The organism is Streptomyces sp. NPDC038135, assembly GCF_055601245.1.
In genome coordinates this window covers 359,699-379,653 of the sequence record NZ_JBVJXS010000008.1, presented here as the reverse complement: position 1 = coordinate 379,653, position 19,955 = coordinate 359,699, and the positions used below count along the sequence as shown (strand labels likewise).

20 protein-coding genes, 1 tRNA gene and 1 pseudogene are annotated in these 19,955 nt (G+C 74.4%); 10 read left to right on the top strand and 12 right to left on the bottom strand.

Translation table 11 applies throughout. From position 1 onward, the window contains the following. Window positions 1-5 precede the first annotated feature (5 nt). The 6 genes from ACZ7JA_RS24560 (at window position 6) to ACZ7JA_RS24535 (ending at window position 4,065) form a co-directional block, all read left to right on the top strand. Complete coding sequence (locus tag ACZ7JA_RS24560) at window positions 6-917, top strand: LysR family transcriptional regulator (protein ID WP_351668341.1); 912 nt, start codon at window positions 6-8, stop codon at window positions 915-917. A gap of 35 nt (window positions 918-952) precedes the next feature. Continuing rightward, window positions 953-1,525 carry a helix-turn-helix domain-containing protein gene (locus tag ACZ7JA_RS24555; protein ID WP_470810448.1) on the top strand — a complete coding sequence of 191 codons (573 nt, stop codon included), beginning with the start codon at window positions 953-955 and terminating at the stop codon, window positions 1,523-1,525. Then, window positions 1,522-2,052: a GNAT family N-acetyltransferase gene (locus ACZ7JA_RS24550; RefSeq protein WP_389301292.1), complete on the top strand. Its 531-nt coding sequence runs from the start codon at window positions 1,522-1,524 to the stop codon at window positions 2,050-2,052. The genes ACZ7JA_RS24555 and ACZ7JA_RS24550 overlap by 4 nt, the downstream gene beginning before the upstream one ends. 30 nt (window positions 2,053-2,082) lie before the next feature. Next, window positions 2,083-2,442 (top strand): MmcQ/YjbR family DNA-binding protein, encoded by a 360-nt coding sequence (locus ACZ7JA_RS24545; protein WP_351668347.1) that lies wholly within the window; start codon window positions 2,083-2,085, stop codon window positions 2,440-2,442. A gap of 106 nt (window positions 2,443-2,548) precedes the next feature. Continuing rightward, window positions 2,549-3,847 carry an MFS transporter gene (locus ACZ7JA_RS24540; RefSeq protein ID WP_470810445.1) on the top strand — a complete coding sequence of 433 codons (1,299 nt, stop codon included), beginning with the start codon at window positions 2,549-2,551 and terminating at the stop codon, window positions 3,845-3,847. A 141-nt stretch (window positions 3,848-3,988) separates the two neighbouring features. Beyond that, window positions 3,989-4,065 (top strand) — tRNA-Pro (locus ACZ7JA_RS24535). A gap of 29 nt (window positions 4,066-4,094) precedes the next feature. On the opposite strand, the gene ACZ7JA_RS24530 is transcribed toward ACZ7JA_RS24535, so the two are convergent. From ACZ7JA_RS24530 to ACZ7JA_RS24505, 6 genes are all read right to left on the bottom strand, one after another. Further along, window positions 4,095-5,267, bottom strand: a complete 1,173-nt coding sequence (locus ACZ7JA_RS24530; RefSeq protein ID WP_470810443.1) for an MASE1 domain-containing protein — start codon at window positions 5,265-5,267, stop codon at window positions 4,095-4,097. Between the two features lie 91 nt (window positions 5,268-5,358). Further along, window positions 5,359-6,693 (bottom strand): PP2C family protein-serine/threonine phosphatase, encoded by a 1,335-nt coding sequence (locus tag ACZ7JA_RS24525; protein WP_470810441.1) that lies wholly within the window; start codon window positions 6,691-6,693, stop codon window positions 5,359-5,361. A gap of 239 nt (window positions 6,694-6,932) precedes the next feature. After that, entirely contained in the window at window positions 6,933-7,460 is a 528-nt protein-coding gene (locus ACZ7JA_RS24520) for an NUDIX hydrolase family protein (protein WP_351668418.1), read from the bottom strand. Between the two features lie 16 nt (window positions 7,461-7,476). Next, window positions 7,477-8,652, bottom strand: a complete 1,176-nt coding sequence (locus ACZ7JA_RS24515) for an amidohydrolase family protein (RefSeq protein ID WP_470810439.1) — start codon at window positions 8,650-8,652, stop codon at window positions 7,477-7,479. Between the two features lie 2 nt (window positions 8,653-8,654). Further along, window positions 8,655-10,058, bottom strand: a complete 1,404-nt coding sequence (locus ACZ7JA_RS24510; protein ID WP_450750251.1) for a glutamine synthetase family protein — start codon at window positions 10,056-10,058, stop codon at window positions 8,655-8,657. A 75-nt stretch (window positions 10,059-10,133) separates the two neighbouring features. Beyond that, window positions 10,134-10,943, bottom strand: a complete 810-nt coding sequence (locus ACZ7JA_RS24505) for an SAM-dependent methyltransferase (RefSeq protein WP_389453061.1) — start codon at window positions 10,941-10,943, stop codon at window positions 10,134-10,136. A gap of 161 nt (window positions 10,944-11,104) precedes the next feature. Between ACZ7JA_RS24505 and ACZ7JA_RS24500 the strand changes: the two genes are divergently transcribed. Next, window positions 11,105-11,974 (top strand): Cof-type HAD-IIB family hydrolase, encoded by an 870-nt coding sequence (locus tag ACZ7JA_RS24500; RefSeq protein WP_351668361.1) that lies wholly within the window; start codon window positions 11,105-11,107, stop codon window positions 11,972-11,974. 1 nt (window position 11,975) lies between these two features. Here ACZ7JA_RS24500 and ACZ7JA_RS24495 read toward each other — a convergent pair whose 3' ends face one another. From ACZ7JA_RS24495 to ACZ7JA_RS24475, 5 genes are all read right to left on the bottom strand, one after another. Continuing rightward, window positions 11,976-12,776, bottom strand: coding sequence for an SAM-dependent methyltransferase (locus ACZ7JA_RS24495; RefSeq protein WP_450743732.1), 801 nt, complete (start codon window positions 12,774-12,776; stop codon window positions 11,976-11,978). 65 nt (window positions 12,777-12,841) lie between these two features. Next, entirely contained in the window at window positions 12,842-13,489 is a 648-nt protein-coding gene (locus tag ACZ7JA_RS24490) for an endonuclease (RefSeq protein ID WP_450750253.1), read from the bottom strand. 8 nt (window positions 13,490-13,497) lie between these two features. Next, window positions 13,498-13,842: a DUF3140 domain-containing protein gene (locus tag ACZ7JA_RS24485; RefSeq protein WP_470810435.1), complete on the bottom strand. Its 345-nt coding sequence runs from the start codon at window positions 13,840-13,842 to the stop codon at window positions 13,498-13,500. A gap of 73 nt (window positions 13,843-13,915) precedes the next feature. Then, entirely contained in the window at window positions 13,916-14,401 is a 486-nt protein-coding gene (locus tag ACZ7JA_RS24480; protein WP_351668369.1) for a Dps family protein, read from the bottom strand. Between the two features lie 143 nt (window positions 14,402-14,544). Continuing rightward, complete coding sequence (locus ACZ7JA_RS24475) at window positions 14,545-15,342, bottom strand: alpha/beta fold hydrolase (RefSeq protein WP_389453051.1); 798 nt, start codon at window positions 15,340-15,342, stop codon at window positions 14,545-14,547. Between the two features lie 159 nt (window positions 15,343-15,501). Here ACZ7JA_RS24475 and ACZ7JA_RS24470 point away from each other — a divergent pair, with 159 nt between their 5' ends. The 3 genes from ACZ7JA_RS24470 to ACZ7JA_RS24460 all read left to right on the top strand — a co-directional run bounded on the left by ACZ7JA_RS24470 (window position 15,502) and on the right by ACZ7JA_RS24460 (window position 19,160). Beyond that, window positions 15,502-16,689 carry a thiolase family protein gene (locus tag ACZ7JA_RS24470; RefSeq protein ID WP_351668373.1) on the top strand — a complete coding sequence of 396 codons (1,188 nt, stop codon included), beginning with the start codon at window positions 15,502-15,504 and terminating at the stop codon, window positions 16,687-16,689. Between the two features lie 81 nt (window positions 16,690-16,770). Beyond that, window positions 16,771-18,282, top strand: a complete 1,512-nt coding sequence (locus tag ACZ7JA_RS24465; RefSeq protein ID WP_450750255.1) for a long-chain-fatty-acid--CoA ligase — start codon at window positions 16,771-16,773, stop codon at window positions 18,280-18,282. A 107-nt stretch (window positions 18,283-18,389) separates the two neighbouring features. Continuing rightward, window positions 18,390-19,160 (top strand): sulfite exporter TauE/SafE family protein, encoded by a 771-nt coding sequence (locus ACZ7JA_RS24460; protein ID WP_470810432.1) that lies wholly within the window; start codon window positions 18,390-18,392, stop codon window positions 19,158-19,160. Here the strand turns inward: ACZ7JA_RS24460 and ACZ7JA_RS24455 are convergent. Next, a pseudogene (locus ACZ7JA_RS24455) lies at window positions 19,146-19,930 on the bottom strand (TIGR01458 family HAD-type hydrolase). The gene ACZ7JA_RS24460 and the pseudogene ACZ7JA_RS24455 sit on opposite strands and share 15 nt — an antisense overlap. Window positions 19,931-19,955 lie beyond the last annotated feature (25 nt).

Here is a 19,955-nt window from a genome sequence, read left to right as displayed (position 1 = left end):
ACCCCATGATCGAAGCGCGGCGGCTCCACATCCTCCGTGCGGTGGCCGACCACCGCACGGTGACGGCGGCGGCCGCCGCGCTGTACCTCACCCCCTCAGCCGTCTCCCAGCAGCTGACCGCGCTGGAGCAGGAGACCGGCCACCGGCTGGTGGAGCGGGGCGCCAAGGGCGTACGGCTCACCCCGGCCGGCGAGATCCTGCTCAGCCACACCAACGCCGTCCTCGCCCAGCTCGAGCGGGCAGAGGCGGAACTGGCCGCGTACGGCTCGGGCGAGGCCGGCACGGTCACCGTGGCCGCCTTCGCCACCGGCATCGCCGAGGTGGTGGCGCCCGCCGTGGCCCGGCTGGCCTGCTCGGCGCCCGGCATAAGGATCCGGGTCCAGGACGCCGAGGGCGACGCCAGCCTGCCGATGGTGCTGGACCGGCAGGTGGACGTGGCCGTCGCCGTGGAGTACCGGGGCGCCCCTGCCGCCGACGACCCCCGGCTGACCCACATGGCGCTGTACGCCGAGCCCTTCGACGCCGTCGTCCCCGTCGGCCACCGACTCGCCGACGCCGACGAGGTCCCCCTCGCCGAACTGGCCAAGGACCCGTGGATCGGCCCGTACCCCGGCAACCCCTGCCACGACGTGGTCGTCCTGGCCTGCGAGAGCGCCGGATTCCTGCCCCGGCTGGAGCACTCCTCGGACGACTTCCGCGCCGTGGTCGCCCTCGCCTCGGCCGACGCGGGAGTGGCCCTCGTGCCGCGCTCCGCGCTGCGCGGCATGGACCTCGCGGGTGTCGTCGTCCGCCCGGTGGACGGGGTGGCCCCCACCCGCCGCGTCTTCGCCGCGGTCCGCCGGGGCGCCGAGGAGCATCCGCTGATCCGCCCGGTGCTGGACGCCCTGGGGCGGGCGGCGGGCGTGAGCCTTCCGTAACGCGCCCGTCTCATATCCGGGATAGCGTCCCGGATATGAGAACCCAAGCGCCGGACCCCGTGGACGCCCGGATCGGCTCCCGGCTGGCCGAACTCCGCGCCGGGCACGGCTGGTCCCTGGGCGAGCTGGCCGAACGCAGCGGGGTGAGCAGGTCCACCCTGTCCCGCGCCGAACGCGCCGAGATCAGCGCCACCGCCTCCCTGCTCAACCGCCTCTGCCACGTCTACGGACGCACCATGTCCCAGCTGCTCAGCGAGGTCGAGGCGGAGCCGGCCCCGCTGGTCCGGGCGGCCGACCAGCAGGTCTGGCAGGACCCGGCGGCCGGCTTCGTACGGCGGTCCGTCTCCCCGCCGCACGCCGGCCTGCGCGGGGAACTGGTCGAGGGCACCCTGGCCCCGGGCGCGGACATCGCCTACGACCGCCCGCCGGTGCCGGGCCTCGAACAGCACCTGTGGGTCCTCGACGGCGCGCTGGAGGTGACCGTCGAGGGCGATGTGCACACCCTCGGCACCGGGGACTGCCTGCGGATGCGGGTCTTCGGCCCGACGCGGTTCCGCTGCCCCGGACCCGGCGCCGCGCGGTACGCGCTCGCGGTGGTGCGGCCATGACGGTGCTGCGCTGGAACGGCGCCCAGGTGCGCGAGCGATGCCAGGAGCTGGCCGGCCTGCTGGCCGACACCGTGGCCGGGGGAGCGTCCGTCGGGTTCCTCGCCCCGCTCGGGCCGGCCGAGGCGGCCGGCTGGTGGCGGGAGCGGGCCGAGGCGGTGGCGGCCGGACGGCTGGCGGTGTGGGTGGCCGTGGACGGCGCCGACCGGGTGGCGGGCACCGTCGGCCTGGCCCTGCCCGACAAGCCCAACAGCCGCCACCGCGCCGAACTCGTCAAGCTGATGGTGCACCGCTCGGCGCGCGGACAGGGCCTCGGCCGCAGGCTTCTCGCCACCGCCGAGCAGGCGGCCGTCTCCGCCGGCATCACCCTGCTGCACCTCGACACCGAGACCGGCAGCCCCGCCGAGCACCTGTACCGCTCGGCCGGCTGGACCCGGGCCGGCGCCATCCCCGACTACGCGGCGAGCCCGTCCGGCGAACTGCGCCCGACCACCCTCTACTACAAGCGGGTCGGGCCGGCCGCCCGATGACTGTCAGTGGCGGGGGCTAGCGTTCCTGACATGCCGGACGCAGAAGACGTACGACGGATCGCCCTGTCCCTGCCGGACACCACGGAGAAGACCGCCTGGAACATGCCCACCTTCCGGGTGGCCGGGAAGATGTTCGCGACCCTCCCCGAGGACGAGACGTCCATCGCCGTGCGCTGCCCCAAGGAGGAGCGCGACGAACTGGTGCTGGCCGAACCGGAGAAGTTCTGGATCGCCGGCCACGAGGCCCAGTTCGCCTGGGTGCGGGCGAGACTCGCGGCGCTGGACGACGAGGCGGAGCTGCGCGACATCCTCGCCGACTCCTGGCGCCAGGCCGCCCCGCCCCGACTCCTCGACGCCCACCCCGGGTTGGGCGCGTCCGGCGCCCCCTGAGACGGGCACCCGAAAACGGCTCGGCGGGCACCGCGGCGGCGTGGCATGATCCCGCGCGGCGCACGAGGCGGGGCGGCGGGGGACCACCGGGAGGGGAGTAAGCGGGATGACCGGTACGCGGGCACGGCACGACGACGTCGCGAGCACGGGACGGACGGGGCGGGGACGCCGGTCCGGCGCCGAGGGACCCGCCGTCTGGTCGCGGGACTTCGCGCTGTTCTTCGTGGCCCGGGCCGTCGCCCGGCTCGGCGACACCATGCTGCCCGTCGCTCTCGCCGCCGGCCTGCTGCGCCAGGGGTACGGCGCCGGCGCGGTCGGTCTCGCCATGGCCTCCGCGTCCGCCGCCTTCGCGGGGCTCGTCGTCTTCGGCGGGGTGATGGCCGACCGGTTCAGCACCCGGCGGCTGATGATCGGCGCCGACCTGGTCCGGCTCGTCACCCAGTCCCTCGCCGCCGTCCTGTTCTTCTCCGGGCACGTGGTCCTGTGGCAGATCTGCGCCATCGGGATCGTGGGCGGGGTGGCCGCGGCCGTCTTCCAGCCGGGTGTGGCCAGCACCGTGCCCCGCCTCGCCCCCGACGTCCAGGGGGCGAACGGCGCGATCCGCGTCGCCGAGTCGGTGGCCCAGCTCGCCGGACCGGCCGCCGCCGGCCTCCTGGTCGGCTTCGCCTCGCCCGGCGGCGTCTTCGTCGCGCACGCCGCCACCTACGCCGTCAGCGCCCTGTGCCTCCTGCTGCTGCGGCTGCCCCCGCTGCCCGGGGGCGCCCGCGCCGCCGGGCCCGGCCCGCGCGCCTTCGTGGCCGATCTGGCCGAGGGCTGGCGGGAGTTCCGGTCCCGCACCTGGCTGTGGGGCGTGATCGTCATCTGGGGCGTGTACATGATCGCCACCTGGGGTCCGACCGTCCCGCTGGTGGCCGCCGAGGTCGTGCAGGGGTACGGCCCGCGCGCCTACGGTCTGATCAACTCGGCCCTCGGCGCGGGCACCGTCGCCGGCGGTCTGCTGGCCCTCCGGCTGCGGCCGCGTCGCATGCTGCGCGCCGGGTCGCTCGCCCTGTTCGCCTTCTTCGGCTTCCCGGCCGCCGTCGGCGCCGGCCTCGGCGTGCCGGCCATGGCGGTGGGCGCGGCGGTGGCCGGGGCCGGGCTGTCCTTCTGGGGCGTGATGTGGGCCACCACCGTGCAGACCCAGGTGCCCGGCGACGTCCTCAACCGCATCCACGCCTACGACGTGGCCGGCTCCCTCGCGATGATGCCCGTCGGCCAGGCTCTCGCGGGGCCGGCGGCCGCCACCCTGGGCGCCGGCCGGGTCCTGCTGGTCGCGGCCGGGGTGAGCCTGCTGGTGGCCGCGGCGCTGCTCGCCGTCCCGGCGATACGCGGCCTCACCCGGGCCGAGGCCGGGACCCCGCACTGAGCCGCCCCGACGGCCGCCCCGCGGCCCCTTCCGACGAGGGCGCCGCCCGCGGCCGCCGGTAATGGATGCGCGACCACCGACCCGAGTGCGGTATTGTTTCCCTGCGCGTTTCGACCGGGGAAACCCCAGGTCAAACGGCACCGGGACGTGGCGCAGCTTGGTAGCGCACTTGACTGGGGGTCAAGGGGTCGCAGGTTCAAATCCTGTCGTCCCGACCAGCTTCTCGTGTTGGTCGGAGGCCGTCTTCTCAGGGATGAGGGGACGGCCGTTGCCGTGTCCGGGGCTCTTCCGCCCGCGGCTCGCCCGCACCGGCCCCTTCACCGGCGTCCCCCTCGGCCGTCCCGGTCTCCCCGTCGACCGCCGCGTGCCCGTCGGCGCTCCGGCCCTCCCCACCGTCCGGCGACACGTCTCCGTCGGACTTCCCGGCGTCCATGCCGGGCGTCGCGGCCGGCCCCCGGGTCAGCAGGGGATGGTGGTCGCCGGCGGTGATCTTGGAGACCATCTCGGCCAGTTGCACGCAGGCCTGTTCGATCTCCCGCTGGGACTGGGCGCGCTCGCCGAGGAACGCGGCGAGCAGCAGCGCGGTCAGGGCGGCGGAACCGTTGAAGGCCTGCAGAGTGATCATGTTGCTGACCAGGTCGTGCCCGGCGAACGGACCCGTTCTCCGCGCCGCCGCGATGATCGCGAAGGTCGACACGACCAGCGCGCAGGGGGCGGCCCCGGTCAGCTGGAAGCGGAAGGCCGCCCAGAACAGCAGCGGGAAGGCGAGGAACAGCAGCGGCGTGGGACTGGCCTCCAGGAACCCGACGGCGATCGCGGCCCCCGCCAGCAGCAGCCCCTCCCCCCACCGGGCCGGCTGACCGATCCTCGGCCGGCGCGCCCTGCGCAGGACCAGCAGGACCGGCGTGACCACCAGGACGCCCATCGCGTCGCCGGTCCACCACACCATCCAGGTCGACCAGAACCGGTCGGGGCTCACCGCACCGGAGAGCACCAGGGCCGCGCTGCCCGTCGTCGAGCTGACCAGCATCCCGGTGAACGCCCCCAGGAAGATCAGCACCAGCGCGTCCCGCAGCCGGTCCAGCTCCTCGCGGAAGCCCGTGCGGCGCAGCAGCGCGTAGGAGCACAGCGGAGCGAGGGTGTTCCCGGCCATGATGGCCAGCACGGCCGGGACCGACGGTCCCAGCGTGATGTTGACCAGGAACGCGCCGAGCGTGATGCCGGGCCAGACCCGCGGGCCGCGCATCAGCAGCGCAGCCACCGCGATCCCGCTCGGCGGCCACACGGGGGTGACCTGGCCGCGCACCAGTTGCTGGAGCAGGCCGAGCCGGGCCGAGCCGTAGTAGAGCGCGGCGAGGACACAGATCTCCAGGACGGCCGTGCCACCGCGCCGGAGCCGTTCCCGCCACGCCACAGTCATCGGGCGACCTCCGCTCACCATCGCCTCGAAGCCATCATCCGTCCGATCCGCGCGATCCGCCCGGCAGCCCGGTGAGCGGCGGAGCCGCTGGTCAGGAGGGCGGGGTGCGCAGCGCGAGGATGGCCATGTCGTCGTGGCCGTCGCTGGGGTGGTGGTCCGCCAGCGCCTGGACGAACTCCGGCAGCGGCAACGCGCTGTGCGCGGCGGCGAGGTCGGCCAGGTCGCGCAGGCTCTCGTCGATGGCACGGTCGGGATGCTCGACGAGGCCGTCCGTGAAGAAGACCACCGTGGCGGCCGGAGGCAGCAGACGGGAGTGCTCGGGGCGGGGCTGCCCGGTGTCCACGCCGAGCGGCAGCCCGGGCTCGGAGAACAGCAGTTCCGCCCGGTGCTCCGGGGCGATCAGCAGCGGCGGGACGTGGCCGGCGGTGCTCCAGCGCAGCCGCCAGCCGGTGCCCTCCGGTTCGATGCGGGCCAGCGTGGTGGTCGTGACCGGGTTGTCGGTGATCGCCTCCAGGGTCCGGTCGAGCTGGTTGAGGACCGCCCCGGGCGGATTGCGGTGGTCGAACAGCAGGGCGCGCAGCATGTTGCGGGTGGAGGCCATGGCGGCCGCCGCGTGCAGGTCGTGCCCGACCACGTCGCCGATGACCACGGCCACGACGCCGTCCGGCAGCTGGACGGCGTCGTACCAGTCCCCGCCGAGCTGACTGGGCTCCGCGGCGGGCCGGTAGATGGCGGCGGCCGTGAAGGGCCGCAGATCGGGGAGGGAGGGCAGCAGCAGCCGCTGGAACTGCTCGGCGTTGATGCGGATCCGTTCGAAGAGGCGGACGTTCTCGATCGCGATGCCGGCGGCGCTGGCCAGGGCGACGACGACGTTCTCGTCGTGCTCGTCGAAGGGCCGCCCGTCGAGCCGCTCGGAGAGGTACAGGTCGCCGTAGATCTCGCCGCGGACGCTGATGGCGACGCCCAGCAGCGTCCGCATGGGCGGGTGGCCGGACGGGAAGCCGACCGAGGACGGGTGGGCGGGGATGTCGTCCACCCGCAGCGGCTCGGGGTAGCGGATCAGATGGCCGAGCACGCCCAGGCCGCGCGGCAGGCCGGAGTCTCGCAGAGCGCGGCGCTCCGGCTCGGACAGACCCTCGGTGATGAACTGCTCCAGGCCCTCACCGGACCTGTTGAGGACGCCCAGGGCCCCGTAGCGGACGCCGACCAGCTCCATGGCGGTGGTCACGATGCGGTGCAGCACGGCGGGCAGTTCCACCTCGCGGCTGATGGCCACCACCGCGTCCAGCAGGCCCTGCAGCCGGTCCATGGTGGACAGCAGCCCGCGCAGCTGCTCGTCGATCCGGCCCAGCTCGGACCGCAGGCGCGAGTGCAGGTCGGGCAGGGTCGGATGCCTCGGGTGCCGGCTCTCCCGGTTCCCGGCCATCACGCGCGCCCGGTCGTCCGGTGTCCCGTCCCGGCGCGCGCCCGGCGGCGGACCGGTTCGGACAGCCCCTGGGCGCAGCGGTGCATGCCGGCCTCCTGACACGATCCCCCGTGGCGGCTGTGTCGTCCTTCGATTGTGGCATCCCGAGGCCGCGCGCCTCAGCCGCGGCACCGGCGGCCTCGCGCCTCAGCGGGCGCGGGCCCGGGTGCCGCGGCCGGACGCGGCACCCGCCGACGGCGTCAGGACACCAGCCCCACGTGGGCGAGGGCCTGCTTCAGCAGCACGCCGTGCCCGCCCGGCATCTCGCCCTGCAAAGCCGCCGACGCGGCCTCCTGCGGGCTGAACCAGACCAGGTCGAGGGCGTCCTGCCGGGGGCGGCAGTCGCCGGTCACCGGCACCACGTACGCCAGCGACACGGCGTGCTGGCGCGGGTCGTGGTACGGCGTGATGCCGGCCGTCGGGAAGTACTCCGCGACCGTGAACGGCTGCAGGGAGGCCGGCACCCTGGGCAGTGCGACCGGGCCGAGGTCCTTCTCCAGATGGCGCAGCAGGGCGTCCCGCACCCGCTCGTGGTGCAGGACACGGCCGGACACCAGGGTGCGGCTCACCGTTCCGTCCGGGCCGATGCGCAGCAGCAGTCCGATGCTCGTGACCTCGCCGCTGTCGTCCACGCGCACGGGTACGGCCTCGACGTAGAGGATCGGCATCCGGGCCCTGGCCATCTCCAGCTCGTCCGAGGTGAGCCAGCCGGGCGTGGTTTCGGTCATGTCAGACATTGCTTGATCATACTTTCCGGGTGGGGCGCACGCTGCGGTCGCGTGCCGGTTCGTTCGGGGGCAGTGCGTACAGTCGGCGGGCGTTGTCGCGGCCCGTCCAGGCCGCGATGCGCAGGGCGTCGGGCAGGCTCAGCTCGTCGGCGTCCACCCGGTCCTGGAGCAGTGCGCCCAGCGCGTGCCGGAAGGACAGGGCGCCCAGGTGGTGGAACTCGGCCACCCCGAAGGCGTCGGAGCTGTACAGCATCTTGCGGAACGGGGTGATCTCCAGCGCCTCCTCCAGCACCGCCCGGCAGCGGGCCGGGCCGGTGTGGTGCAGGGCGAGGCCGACGTCCAGGTACACCTGCTCGAACACCGCCGACAGGTAGGACGCCTGGCGGTGATACGGCCAGCAGTGCAGCAGCAGCACCGGGACCGCCCCGGCGGTCAGCCGCAGCCAGTCGGTGAGCAGGACGGGATCGGCGTGGTGCAGTCGCAGGTCCGCGTCGCCGAAGCCGGTGTGCAGCTGCAGCGGCAGGCCCAGGTCGGCCGCGGTCCACAGCAGGTGCCGTACGAGGACCGGGTCGTCGAGGCGCCCGCCGCGCGCGAGCCACCGTCCGGCCGCCCGGGTCACCTCGCCGTCCGCGGGACGCTGCGGGGCGAGGGCGAAGCCGGTGCGGTAGGCGGCCACCGACTTCACGGCGATCACCCCGGGCCGGCCTACGGCCTCCTCGGCGGCCGACCGGAAGGCGCCGGCGTAACCGGCGGCCGGGACGCCGCCGGCCGCCACCTCCTCGGCGACCCGTTCGAGCCGTACCACCTCGTACGCGGTGGCGCCGGCGGCCTCGGCCAGTTCGGCGGGGGAGGTGAGGGGGTGCGGCGTGTAGCCGGTGTCGACGCAGAACGCCTCGGCCCCCGCGGCGGTCAGGAAGCGGCGGTTGACCTCGCGCCAGCCCAGCTCGCGGCGCCGGGCCAGGTACTCGTCGGGGGCCGCGTGCCGGGGCAGGTCCAGCAGGGGCGCGCAGTGGCGGCGCACCGCCACGCCGGCCGGGGTGTCGAAGGCGGAGGCGCCGGGCCGGACGTCGCCCTCGGTGAGCAGCGACTCGAACCCGGCGGGCGCGAGGTCCGCCGTGACGGCGCCGTGGCAGTGGTGGTCCACCAGCGGCAGGGCGGCGAGGGCCTCGTGGACCGGCCCGGACGCGGCCACGGTCAGTACCTCCAGCGGTAGGCCGCCGCGACGCCCGCGTCGTCCAGGCCGTCCACCGCGGCCGCCTCCCCGAGCCGTACGGCGGTCACCGCGTCCGCCAGGACCGGGCCCAGCGCGGCCCGCAGCACCCCGTCGGCCCGGAACTCCTCCACGGCCTCCGGCAGCGACACCGGCAGCCGCCGTACCCCGAGGGCCGCCGCCTCGTCCGGCCCGTACCGTGCCGGGTCGCCGGTGATCTCCTCCGGCAGCGTCCTGGACTCCGTCAGGCCGTCCAGCCCGGCGGCGATCACGCAGCCGAACGCGAGATACGGGTTGGCGGCCAGATCGACCGGCTTGACCTCCATGTTCGCCTCCCGGGCCCGGCGGCCCGTCGTACCGGTGACCATCCGCAGCGCGGCCTCGCGCGTCTCCCGGCCCCACGCGGCGAAGACCCCCGCCCACTGGGAGGGCCTGAGCCGCAGGTAGCTGGCCGGGCTGGGCGCGGTCACCGCCGTCAGCGCGGGCAGGTGCGCGAGCACGCCGGCCGCGAAGGACTCCGCCCCGGCCGTCATGCCGTACCGGCCTTCGCCGCCGGCGTGCAGGTTCACCCCGTCGCGCCAGCAGGACAGGTGCAGATGGCCGCCGTTGCCGACGCCCTCGGCCAGGACGGCGGGCGAGAAGGACACCCGCAGGCCGTGCCGCCGCGCCACCGCCCGGATCGTCTGGCGCACCAGGACGCTGCGGTCGGCGGCGGCCACCGGGTCCAGCGCGCCCACCGAGACCTCGAACTGCCCGGCCGCGTACTCGGGGTGGATCTGGTCGACGTCCACGCCCTGGGCCGCGAGCGCCGCGTACAGGTCGGCGGTGCAGTCGCTCAGCCCGACCTGCCGGACGGCGCCGTACGCCGGGCCGGCCACCGCCGGGACGAACTCCGCCTCGGGCGCGTCGTCGAGCCCGAAGGCCCACTCGACCTCGACGGCCGCCCGGAAGGCGAGGCCGTGGTCCTCGGCGGCGCGCGCGACGGTCCGGCGCAGGAAGGTGCGGGAGCAGCCGGGGTGGGGCTCGCCCTCCTGGGTGATCCGGTCCACGGGCGCCCAGGCCCAGCCCGGCTGGCCGGCCAGCACCACCAGCCGGTCGAGGTCGGGGTAGAGCCGCAGGTCGCCGTCGGGGGAGCCGAGGACGTCGGTGGTGACGATCGAGTCGTCGGCCAGGAACGTGTCGAAGACCGGCGACATGCCGATCCCCCAGGCCGCGGCCGCCTCCAGCCGGGCCGTCGGGATCGTCTTCACCCGGGTGACGCCCGCGGTGTCCACGTACGCGAGGACGATGCCGTGCACACCCCGCGCGGTCAGTTCGGAGGTGAGCGCGGCGACCCGCTCCAGGTCGCCGGGCCGGCCGCCGGGCACCGGGTCGGCAAGGGTGGTCATACGTCCTCCTCGACGGGCTCGGCCCCGGCCGGCCGGGGCGGCGGGGCCGGGCTCGGCTCCGGTCCGCGGGTCCGCTCAGGGTTTCACGGCCACCGCGCCGAACTGCGGTACCGCGGCGGCGTCGGGTTCGGCGCGCCACTGCGAGCACGGCACCAGGCCCGGCTCGATCAGCTCCAGGCCGTCGAGGAAGGCGGCGATCCCGGCGCGGTCGCGCGCGATGATCGGCGGGGTGGCGTTGGCGTTCCAGAACTCCATCGCGGCGATGTTGCCCTCGCCGCCGACCTCGGCGTCGTAGGTGGGGTGGGTGAGCACCAGGTAGCTGCCGGAGGGCACCGCCGCCATGATGCGCCGCACGATGTCCCGGGCCTCGTCCACGTCCAGGACGAAGTTGAGGATGCCCAGCATCATGACCGCGATGGGCCGGTCCATGTCCAGGGTCGCGGCCGCGCCCCGCACGATGGCCTCGGGATCGTGCACATCGGCGTCGATGTAGTCGGTGACGCCCTCGGGGGAGCTGGTGAGCAGCGACCGGGCGTGCACCAGGACGATCGGGTCGTTGTCGACGTACACGATGCGGGAGTCCGGCGCGACGCGCTGCGCGATCTCGTGGGTGTTGTCCACCGTCGGCAGGCCCGTGCCGACGTCGAGGAACTGGCGCACCCCGCGCTCGGCGGCCAGGTGCCGCACCGCCCGGCCGAGGAAGTCGCGGTCGGCCCGGGCCACCGCCCGGATCACCGGGAACATCCCGGCGACGTGCTCGCCGACCCGCTGGTCGACCTCGTAGTTGTCCTTGCCGCCGATCCAGTAGTTCCAGACCCGCGCGTTGTGCGCCACGGAGGTGTTCAGCCTCGTCGGTCCGGCGGTGGGGGAGTGCCCCTCGCTCACGTATCCGCCCCTCTCACATGCGGTTGCCCGCCGCCATTGTGCCGCTCCTTGATCGCGCTGTCCCGGGAACGCCGGACGGTGACCGGACGGGCACCCTCCGGTGTCCCGCGGCGCATGAGCAACACTGGACCCGGTACCCCTCCCCGATCCGGAAGCAGGACATGCACGCCACGCCCGCGTCCCTCGCCGACGTCCCCGCACCCGTCACCGGCCCCGCCGACATCCGGCTCGTCGTCACCGACATGGACGGCACGCTGCTGGACGACGCCAAGCGCGTCCCCGACGGCCTGTGGCCGATGCTCGCCGAACTGCGCCGCCGAGGTGTGCTGTTCAGCCCGGCGAGCGGCCGCCAGTACGCCACGCTGGCCCGGGAGTTCGCGGACGTCGCCGAGGGGATGGTGTTCATCGCGGAGAACGGCACGTACGTCGTCCGCGACGGCGTGGAGCTCAGCTCCGACCCGCTGGAGCCGTCCGTCGCGGCGGACGTCGCCCGCACGGTACGGCGGCTCGCCGCGGACGGGGTCGACGTGGGCGCCGTCGTCTGCGGCAAGCGGTCGGCGTACGTCGAGCGGTCCGACGAGGCGTTCCTCGCCGAGGTGCGCAAGTACTACGTCGAGCACCGCGTGGTCGAGGACGTCACCGCCGTCGAGGACGAGGTGATCAAGGTCGCGCTGTTCGACTTCGGCCCGGCCGAGCACAGCACCGCCCCGGCCCTGGAGGCGTTCGCCGCCACCCACCAGGTCGTCGTCTCCGGCGAGCACTGGGTCGACGTCATGAACCGCACCGCCAACAAGGGCGCCGCCCTGCGCGGCCTGCAGCGCGCCCTCGGCATCACCCCGGCGCAGACGATGGTGTTCGGGGACTACCTCAACGACCTGGAGATGCTGGACGCCGCCGAGTGGTCCTTCGCGATGGCCAACGCCCACCCGGAGGTCGTCCGCAGGGCGCGGCTGCTCGCCCCGGCCAACAACGACAACGGGGTGCTGCGGACCATCTCCGAGGTGATCGGGATACCGCTGCAGCGGGCCTGAGTCAGCGCTTCACCCCGACCGCGCCGTACAGCGAGACCGGTGCGGTGTCGCCCGGCGCGTCCTCGGGGCGCCACCGGTCGACCGGCACGATCCCGGGCGGGAGCAGTTCGAGGCCCTCGAAGAACACGCCGACCTCGGCCCGCGAGCGGGCCACCAGGGTCACCCCGCCCGCCGCGTACGCGGCGACGCCCCGCCGGACGTTCTCCGGCTCGAAGTCGGCCGTCATCGTCGACAGCACCAGGCAACTGCCCGGGGCCAGCGCGCCGACCAGCGTGCGGACCAGGTCGTGGGCGCCGTCCTCGTCGGCGACGAAGTGCAGCAGGGCGATCAGGGAGAGGGCGACGGGCCTGCCGAAGTCCAGTACGCGGGAGGCCCGTTCGAGGATGCCGTCCGGATCGCGGGCGTCGGCCTGGAGGTACTCGGTCACGCCCTGCGGGGTGCCGCGCAGCAGCGCCTGGGCGTGGGCCAGGACGATGGGGTCGTTGTCCACGTAGACGACCCGGGCGTCCGGCGCGGCCGACTGGGCGATCTGGTGCAGGTTGGGCTCGGTGGGTATGCCGGTGCCGACGTCCAGGAACTGGCGGACGCCCAGGTCCCCGGCCAGCGCCCGGGTGGCGCGGCGCATGAAGGCCCGGTTGGCGAGTGCCGCGCGCGGGGCGCCGCCGTCGATCGCCGCGATCCGCCGGCCGAGCTGTTCGTCCACGGAGTAGTTGTCCTTGCCGCCGAGGAACCAGTCGTAGACCCGGGCCGGGTGCGGCCGGGTGGTGTCGATGGCCTGGGCGGCCGGCTCGGTCCCCGTCACGTGCTGCTCCTCCGCTCGACCGGCCCCCCTGGGTCAGCGGGGGGACCGGGAGCAGTCTGGCACGATCATGAGGCGCGGCGCAGACAGTCTTCGGCCACCTGCCGGTCGAGGGCCGCCCGCACCAACGCGGCGGCCAGCACGGCCGGTTCGGTGTCCCCGGCGAGCCGTGCCAGCCGGCCGGCGTCCTCCGGCAGGCCGAGCCGGCCGGCGCCCGACAGCGCCTTGGCGTCGAAGTACGGCGCGACGTCCGGCCACACCCGCTGGGCCTCGCGCAGGAAGATGTCGGCGCCGGCCGGCCCGATGCCCGGCTCCTCCTGGAGGAGCCGCTTGAGTTCGCCGGTGTCGCCGTCCGCCTCCTCGTGCAGCCGGCGCAGGTCACCGCCCCAGCGGTCGGTCAGCAGCTCCGCGCCTTCGCCGAGCTGCGTGGCGGTGCGCTCGTCGTAGCGCCGGTAGCCGCCCCGGCCCAGCGCGTCCACCCGCCGCTGCCAGTCCGCCCCGGCCATACGCCGGGGGCTGTCGAGGCGGTCCTCGTGCAGCGCGCGGGCCGCGGCCACCGCGACGGAGGCCCGGATCCGCGCGCTCAGCAGGAGGGAGAGCACGAGCAGCCGGTACAGCGGCTGCGGGGTGTCCTTCAGCCGGATGTCCGCCTCCTCGGCGTACGTCCGCCCGCACGCGGCCACCAGCTCGCGCACGACCCGCTCGTCGCGGTGCACGGCGCGTCCTACGGCTTGAGGGGGTCGTGCCCCAGCCTCATCAGCCGGTGCCGGCGGCGGGTGTCCTCCGGCGTCCGCTCCGGCTCGGGCTCGTTCTCCACGTCCACCAGTTCACCGACGGTGTCGACGACCTTGTGCATCACCCGGACGTCGTCGTCGGTCAGATCGGTGCGCCGCTTCTGCAGGATGGCGAGAACGTGCTGCCCGGTGGGCGAGCCCGCCTGGTCGGGCAGCGGCTCCACCTCCTCGTCGGCGTCCCGGACCCGGAGCCAGGAGGCGAGTTCCGCCGAGGTCATGTTCACCACGCGGTGGAAGTCCTCCCACAGCGCGTCCATCTCGAGTGCGTCCGCCATGGATTTCCCCTTCCGTGTGCGGGGCCGGCTCACCGGGGGCGGGCCGGCCGTCGTGCGTCGGGCCGGGCCCGGGTCACTTCCCGTCGCGGGGCCAGTTCTCCGCCTCGAACATCCAGCGCTGCTTCTCCAGGTCGGCCGTGATGGCGATCAGCAGGTCCTGGCTGACCGGGTCCGGCTCGTCGGTCGCGGCGATGCGTTCCCGCAGCCGGCCGATCACCGACTCCAGGGCCGACACCATCAGCTCGACCACCTCGGTGTCGCGCAGCCAGCCCTCCCTGGTCCTGGGCAGGGCGAGGCCCGCGGCGACGGTCTCCGGACGCCCGTCCGGCGGCAGGCCGAGAGCGGCGGCGCGCTCCGCGACCGTGTCGGAGTGGGCCCGGGCCGTGTCGACCACCTCGTCGAGCTGGAGGTGGATCGAGCGGAACCGCGGCCCGACGATGTTCCAGTGGGCCTGCTTGCCGATCAGCGACAGACCCAGGAGGTCCACGAGGGTGTCCTGCAGGGCGGCACCGGTGATCTTGAGCGCCTCGTCGGACAGCGTGCTCTTCACCACGGTCATGGCGCGGTTCTCCCCTTCTGTCGTCCTCATGCGTGACGTGCCGGTTCGTCTGGTCGGTCCGGCTTGACGCCGTGACATCCGGCTTCGTTGCGTCACGTCCGACGGTGCGGGTGCCCGGCGGGTGCCGGGGCAAACGTGCCTGATCAGCGGGGGAGTACCTGGTCCAGGAAGCGGACGAGTTCGGCGAAGACCTCCGCCCGGTTCGTCTCGTTGAACACCTCGTGCCGGGCGCCGGCGAAGACCCGTTCGGTCAGCCGTCCGCCGCTGAGCCGCTCCACGCCGATCCTGCTGCCCGGCAGCGGCACCAGCCGGTCGTCGTCCCCGTGCAGCCAGAGCAGCGGCAGCGGCCCGACGTCCCCGCCCTCGTCGACGGCCTTCAGGGTGCGGGTGAACGCCTCCAGCGTCGGCCGCTTCATCGGGCCGTGCCACACCAGCGGGTCGGCGGCGTACGCGGCGCCCACCGCCGGGTCGCGGGAGAGCGCGGCGGGGCTGATCGGGGTGTCCGGGATCTCGTCCAGGGCGAGCAGCCGGCCGGGCAGCTCCCAGGCGCCGATCACCGGCCCGGACAGCACCAGCGCGCTCAGTCCGGAGCCGTACCGCTGGGCGTACCGGGCGGCGATCAGGCCGCCCATGGAGTGGCCGACCATGACGAGCGGCAGTCCGGGATGCGCGGCACGGGCCAGACCGGCCACCCGGTGCACGTCCCGGACCACGTCCTCGAAGTCCTCGACCACCACCCGCTCGCCGGCCGACCGCCCGTGGCCGGCGTGGTCCGGGCCGTACACGGCCGCCCCGTGCCCGGTCAGGACGCCCGCCAGTCCGTCGTACCGGCGGACGTGCTCCCCGTACCCGTGCACCACGACGGCCAGGTACCGCGGCTCGGGGTGCGGCCACTCGGTCACGGCGACGCCGTCGAGGTCGTGCTCGCGGATCTCGGTCATGTCTCCTCCAGCCGGTCGGGCGCGGGTCACACGGGAGGATCTTCCCAGGGGCCGGGTGGTCGGGCTATAGTCCAAAACTAGCAGTGCTAATTAAGGGTGCTGCCGAACGGACCGACAGGTCCGTGCCGATCACCACGCCGTCGGTCAGGAGTCCCAGCCGTGCGTCCCGTCCACTTCGCGGCCGCCCGCCGCACCCCCATCGGCAAGCTGCGCGGAGCCCTCTCCACCGTGCGGCCCGACGACCTCGCGGCCACCGTGATCCGCCGTCTGGTGGCCGACGTCCCCGCACTGGACCCGGCCCGCATCGACGACGTCTACTGGGGCGCCGCCAACCAGGCGGGCGAGGACAACCGCAACGTCGCCCGGATGGCCGCCCTGCTCGCGGGCCTGCCCGAGACCGTGCCCGGCGCCACCGTCAACCGGCTGTGCGCCTCCGGCCTCGAAGCGGTCACCGCCGCCGCCCGCACCATCGCCGCCGGCGAGGCCGACATCGTGCTCGCTGGCGGCTCCGAGTCCATGAGCCGCGCCCCCTTCGTGCTGCCCCGCCCCGACGAGGCCCTGCCGCACCGCATCGAGACCCACGACACCCGGCTGGGCTGGCGCCTGGTCAACCCCGCCATGAAGGACCTGCACGGCCTGCTGGCCATGGGCGAGACGGCCGAGGAGGTGGCCGAGCGGTACGGCGTCTCCCGTGCCCGCCAGGACGAGTTCGCCCTGCGCAGCCACCAACTGGCCGCAGCCGCACGGAAGAACGGTCACTTCGACGACGAGATCCTGCCCGTGGAGCGCCCCGACGGCGTCACCGTCGACCAGGACGAGTGCGTACGCGAGGACACCTCGCTGGAGAAACTCGGCCGCCTCAAGCCGGTGTTCCGCGCGGGCGGCACGGTCACCGCGGGCAACGCCTCCCCGATGAACGACGGAGCGGCCGGACTGCTGCTGGTCAGCGAGGAGGCCCTGAACGAGCTGGGCCTCGAGTCCCTCGGCCGCTACGTCGCAGGCGCCTCGGCGGGCGTCCACCCCGACGTGATGGGCATCGGCCCGGTCCCCGCCACCCGCAAGGCGCTGGCCCGGGCCGGCTGGACGATCGGCGACCTGGGCGAGGCAGAGTTCAACGAGGCGTTCGCCGCCCAGGCCCTCGCCTGCGTCGACGAACTGGGCATCGACCCCGGCCTGGTGAACCCCACCGGCGGGGCGATCGCGCTCGGCCACCCGCTCGGCTGCTCCGGCGCCCGCATCCTCACCACCCTGCTGCACCGGATGCGCCGCACCGGCGCCGACCGAGGGCTCGCGACCATGTGCGTGGGCGTCGGCCAGGGCAGCGCCGTGCTGGTCGAGAGGCGCTAGCAGCGCTTCGACGGGGGCAACGGGGGTCCCCGGCAAGGGGATCCGAAGCAAGAGCTGCAGCAAGAACGGAGCACCACTGGCATGGCAACCCTGTCCGTCGCCGCCATCCTCGCCGAGAACGCCCGGCGCCGCCCTCACCGTACGGCTCTCGTCGAAGGAGACCTCCGGCTGTCCTTCGAGCAGGTGTGGCGGCGGGCCCGGGCCCAGGCGGGCGCGCTCGCCGGGCTCGGCGTCCGGCCGGGGGACCGGGTCGCCCTGATGGCGCCCAACACGGCCGAGTTCCCGGTCGCCTACTACGCGATCGCCGCGGCCGGCGCGGTCGTCGTCCCGGTGCACCTGCTGCTGTCGCCGCCGGAGGTCGAACACGTCCTGAAGGACAGCGGGTCCACACTGCTCCTGGTGCACCCGGCCCAGGCGGCGACCGGGCGGGCCGCCGCACAGGCCCTCGGTGTCCGGGTGGTCGAGCTGGGCGGCGAACTGGACGCCCTCGCGGCCGGCGCCGAGCCCCTGCACTCGTACGTCTCCCGCGCCGCCGACGACCCGGCGGTGATCTTCTACACCAGCGGCACGACCGGCGTGCCCAAGGGCGCCGTGCTCAGCCACTTCAACCTGGTGATGAACGCGACCGTCAACGCCTTCGACGCCAACGACATCCGGCCCGACGACGTGGCGCTCGGCGCGCTGCCGCTGTTCCACGCCTTCGGCCAGACCGTGTCGCTCAACTCCACCTGGCGCGCCGGCGCGACGCTGGTGCTGCTGCCCCGCTTCGACGCGGCCCGCGCCATCGAGCTGATGGTGAAGGAGGGCGTCAACACCTTCCACGGGGTGCCCACCATGTTCGTCGCGCTCGCCGCGGCGGCCGGCGGCGCCGACGCCCTGCCCGGACTGCGGGTGTGCGTCTCCGGCGGTGCGTCGCTGCCGGTCGCCGTGCTGGAGCGGTTCGAGGCCGCGTTCGGCGCCCGGGTCTACGAGGGGTACGGGCTGTCGGAGACCTCGCCCACGGCCACCGTCAACCAGCCGGTGTTCGGCACCAGGGCGGGCACCATCGGCCACCCGCTGTGGGGCGTCGACGTGGAGATCGCCCGGGCCGAGGTGGAGGAACGGATCGAGCTGCTGCCGCCGGGCGAGCTGGGCGAGGTGGTCGTCCGCGGCCACAACGTCTTCTCCGGCTACCTCGGCCGCCCCGAGGCCACCGCCGAGGCGCTGGTCGACGGCTGGTTCCGCACCGGCGACCTCGGCACCAAGGACGACGAGGGCTTCCTGCGGATCGTGGACCGCAAGAAGGACGTCATCATCCGCGGCGGCTACAACGTGTACCCGCGGGAGGTCGAGGAGGTCCTGATGCGCCACCCCGGCGTCGCCCAGGTCGCCGTCATCGGTCTGCCCGACGAGCTGCACGGCGAGGAGGTGTGCGCCGTCGTCGTACCGGCCGAGGGCGCCGCGTCCGACGCCGCCGAGATCACCGAGTGGTCCAAGGAGCACCTCGGCCGGCACAAGTACCCGCGCCGCGTGGAGTTCTGCGACGCCCTGCCGCTCGGGCCGAGCATGAAGGTGCTCAAGCGGGAGCTGCGGACCCGGTACGCCGGCCGCTGAGACCGGCCGGGCCCACGTCCGGCGGGCGCGCGGTCCGCCGGGCGTGGGGCCGCCCGGCGATATCGATCGGCCGCCGCCGGTCGTGTGCACATAGCATCGGTCGCCGTATGAACACGATGACGCTCTGGCACATATCCGGCTGGGGGTTCACCGCCCTCGCCCTCGCGGCCCTGCTGGTCGGCTTCTCCAAGACCGCCGTCAGCGGGGCCAACACGGTCAGCCTCGCGGTCTTCGCCGCCGTCCTGCCCGCCCGCGCCTCCACCGGAGTGCTGCTGCCGGTCCTGATCGCCGGTGACGTGCTCGCCGTGCTCACCTACCGGCGGCACGCCCACTGGCCCACGCTGTGGCGGCTGTTCCCGGCCGTCGCGGCCGGCGTGGTGGCCGGCACCCTGTTCCTGCTGTGGGCCGACGACGGGGTCGTACGGACTTCGATCGGCGCGATCCTGCTGCTGATGGCCGGCGTCACGGCGTGGCGGCGGCGGTCCGGGACGGAGGACGAGCCGGACGCGGTCACCACCCGGGCGGGCCGGATGAAGGCGCGTTCCTACGGCGTCCTCGGCGGCTTCACCACCATGGTCGCGAACGCGGGCGGCCCGGTGATGTCGCTGTATCTCCTTTCCGCGGGCTTCCGCAAACTCGGCTTCCTCGGCACGTCGGCCTTCTTCTTCCTGATCGTGAACGTGTCCAAGGTCCCCTTCAGCGCCGGACTCGGTCTGATCGACGGCCGCTCACTGCTCCTCGACGCCGCGCTCGTGGTGTTCGTCGTCCCCGGCGCGCTGATCGGCACATGGGCTGTGCACAAGATCAACCAGCGGCTCTTCGAACAACTGGTGATCGCCGCGACGGTCGTCGGCGGTGTGCAGCTACTGCTGCGCTAGGCCCAGCAGCGCCGGGACGTCCGCGAAGGAGTCCACGACGCGGTCGGGCGCGCCGCTCGCGCTCTCGTGCGTCTCCGGCCGGTACTTCCCGGTCCGCACCAGGACCCCGGTGAGCCCGGCCCGCTGCGCCGCGAGGACGTCCGACTCGATGTCGTCGCCCACCATCAGCGCCTGCTCCGCGCCCACGCCGAGCCGGGACAGCGCGGCCTCGAAGAACGCCTGCGACGGCTTGCCCGTGACCTGCGCCTCGACCCCCGCCGCCCGCTCGAGCCCGAGCAGGAAGGCGCCCGAGTCCAGTTGCAGCCCGGAGTCGGTCCGCCAGTACAGGTTGCGGTGCATGGCGACCAGCCGCGCGCCGCGCTGCAACTGGCCGAACGCCCGGTTCAGCGCCTCGTAGCCGAACTCCGGCCCCGCACCGCCCACGACGACGACGTCCACGCGGTCGTCGTCGGCCACGACGACGTCACCCAGGTCCGCGCCCACCTCCCCGCTGTTGAGGAGGGCGCAGCGGGCGCCCGGGTGGTGCTCGGCGAGATGGACGGCGTGGCGGCGGGCGCGGTCAGCACGTCCGCCACGTCCACCTCGAAGCCGGCCCCCGACAGCGTCCGCGCGACCGACGCACGGGAACGGGACGTCGTGTTGGTCACCAGGACCACGCCGAGACCGGCCCCCCGGATCCGCGCCAGCGCCTCCACCGCACCCGGCAGCGGCTTCCAGGAGACGGTGAGGACACCGTCGATGTCGATCAGGACGGCACGCACGGATTCCATGGCCCGACCGTAGCCCGCCACGCGC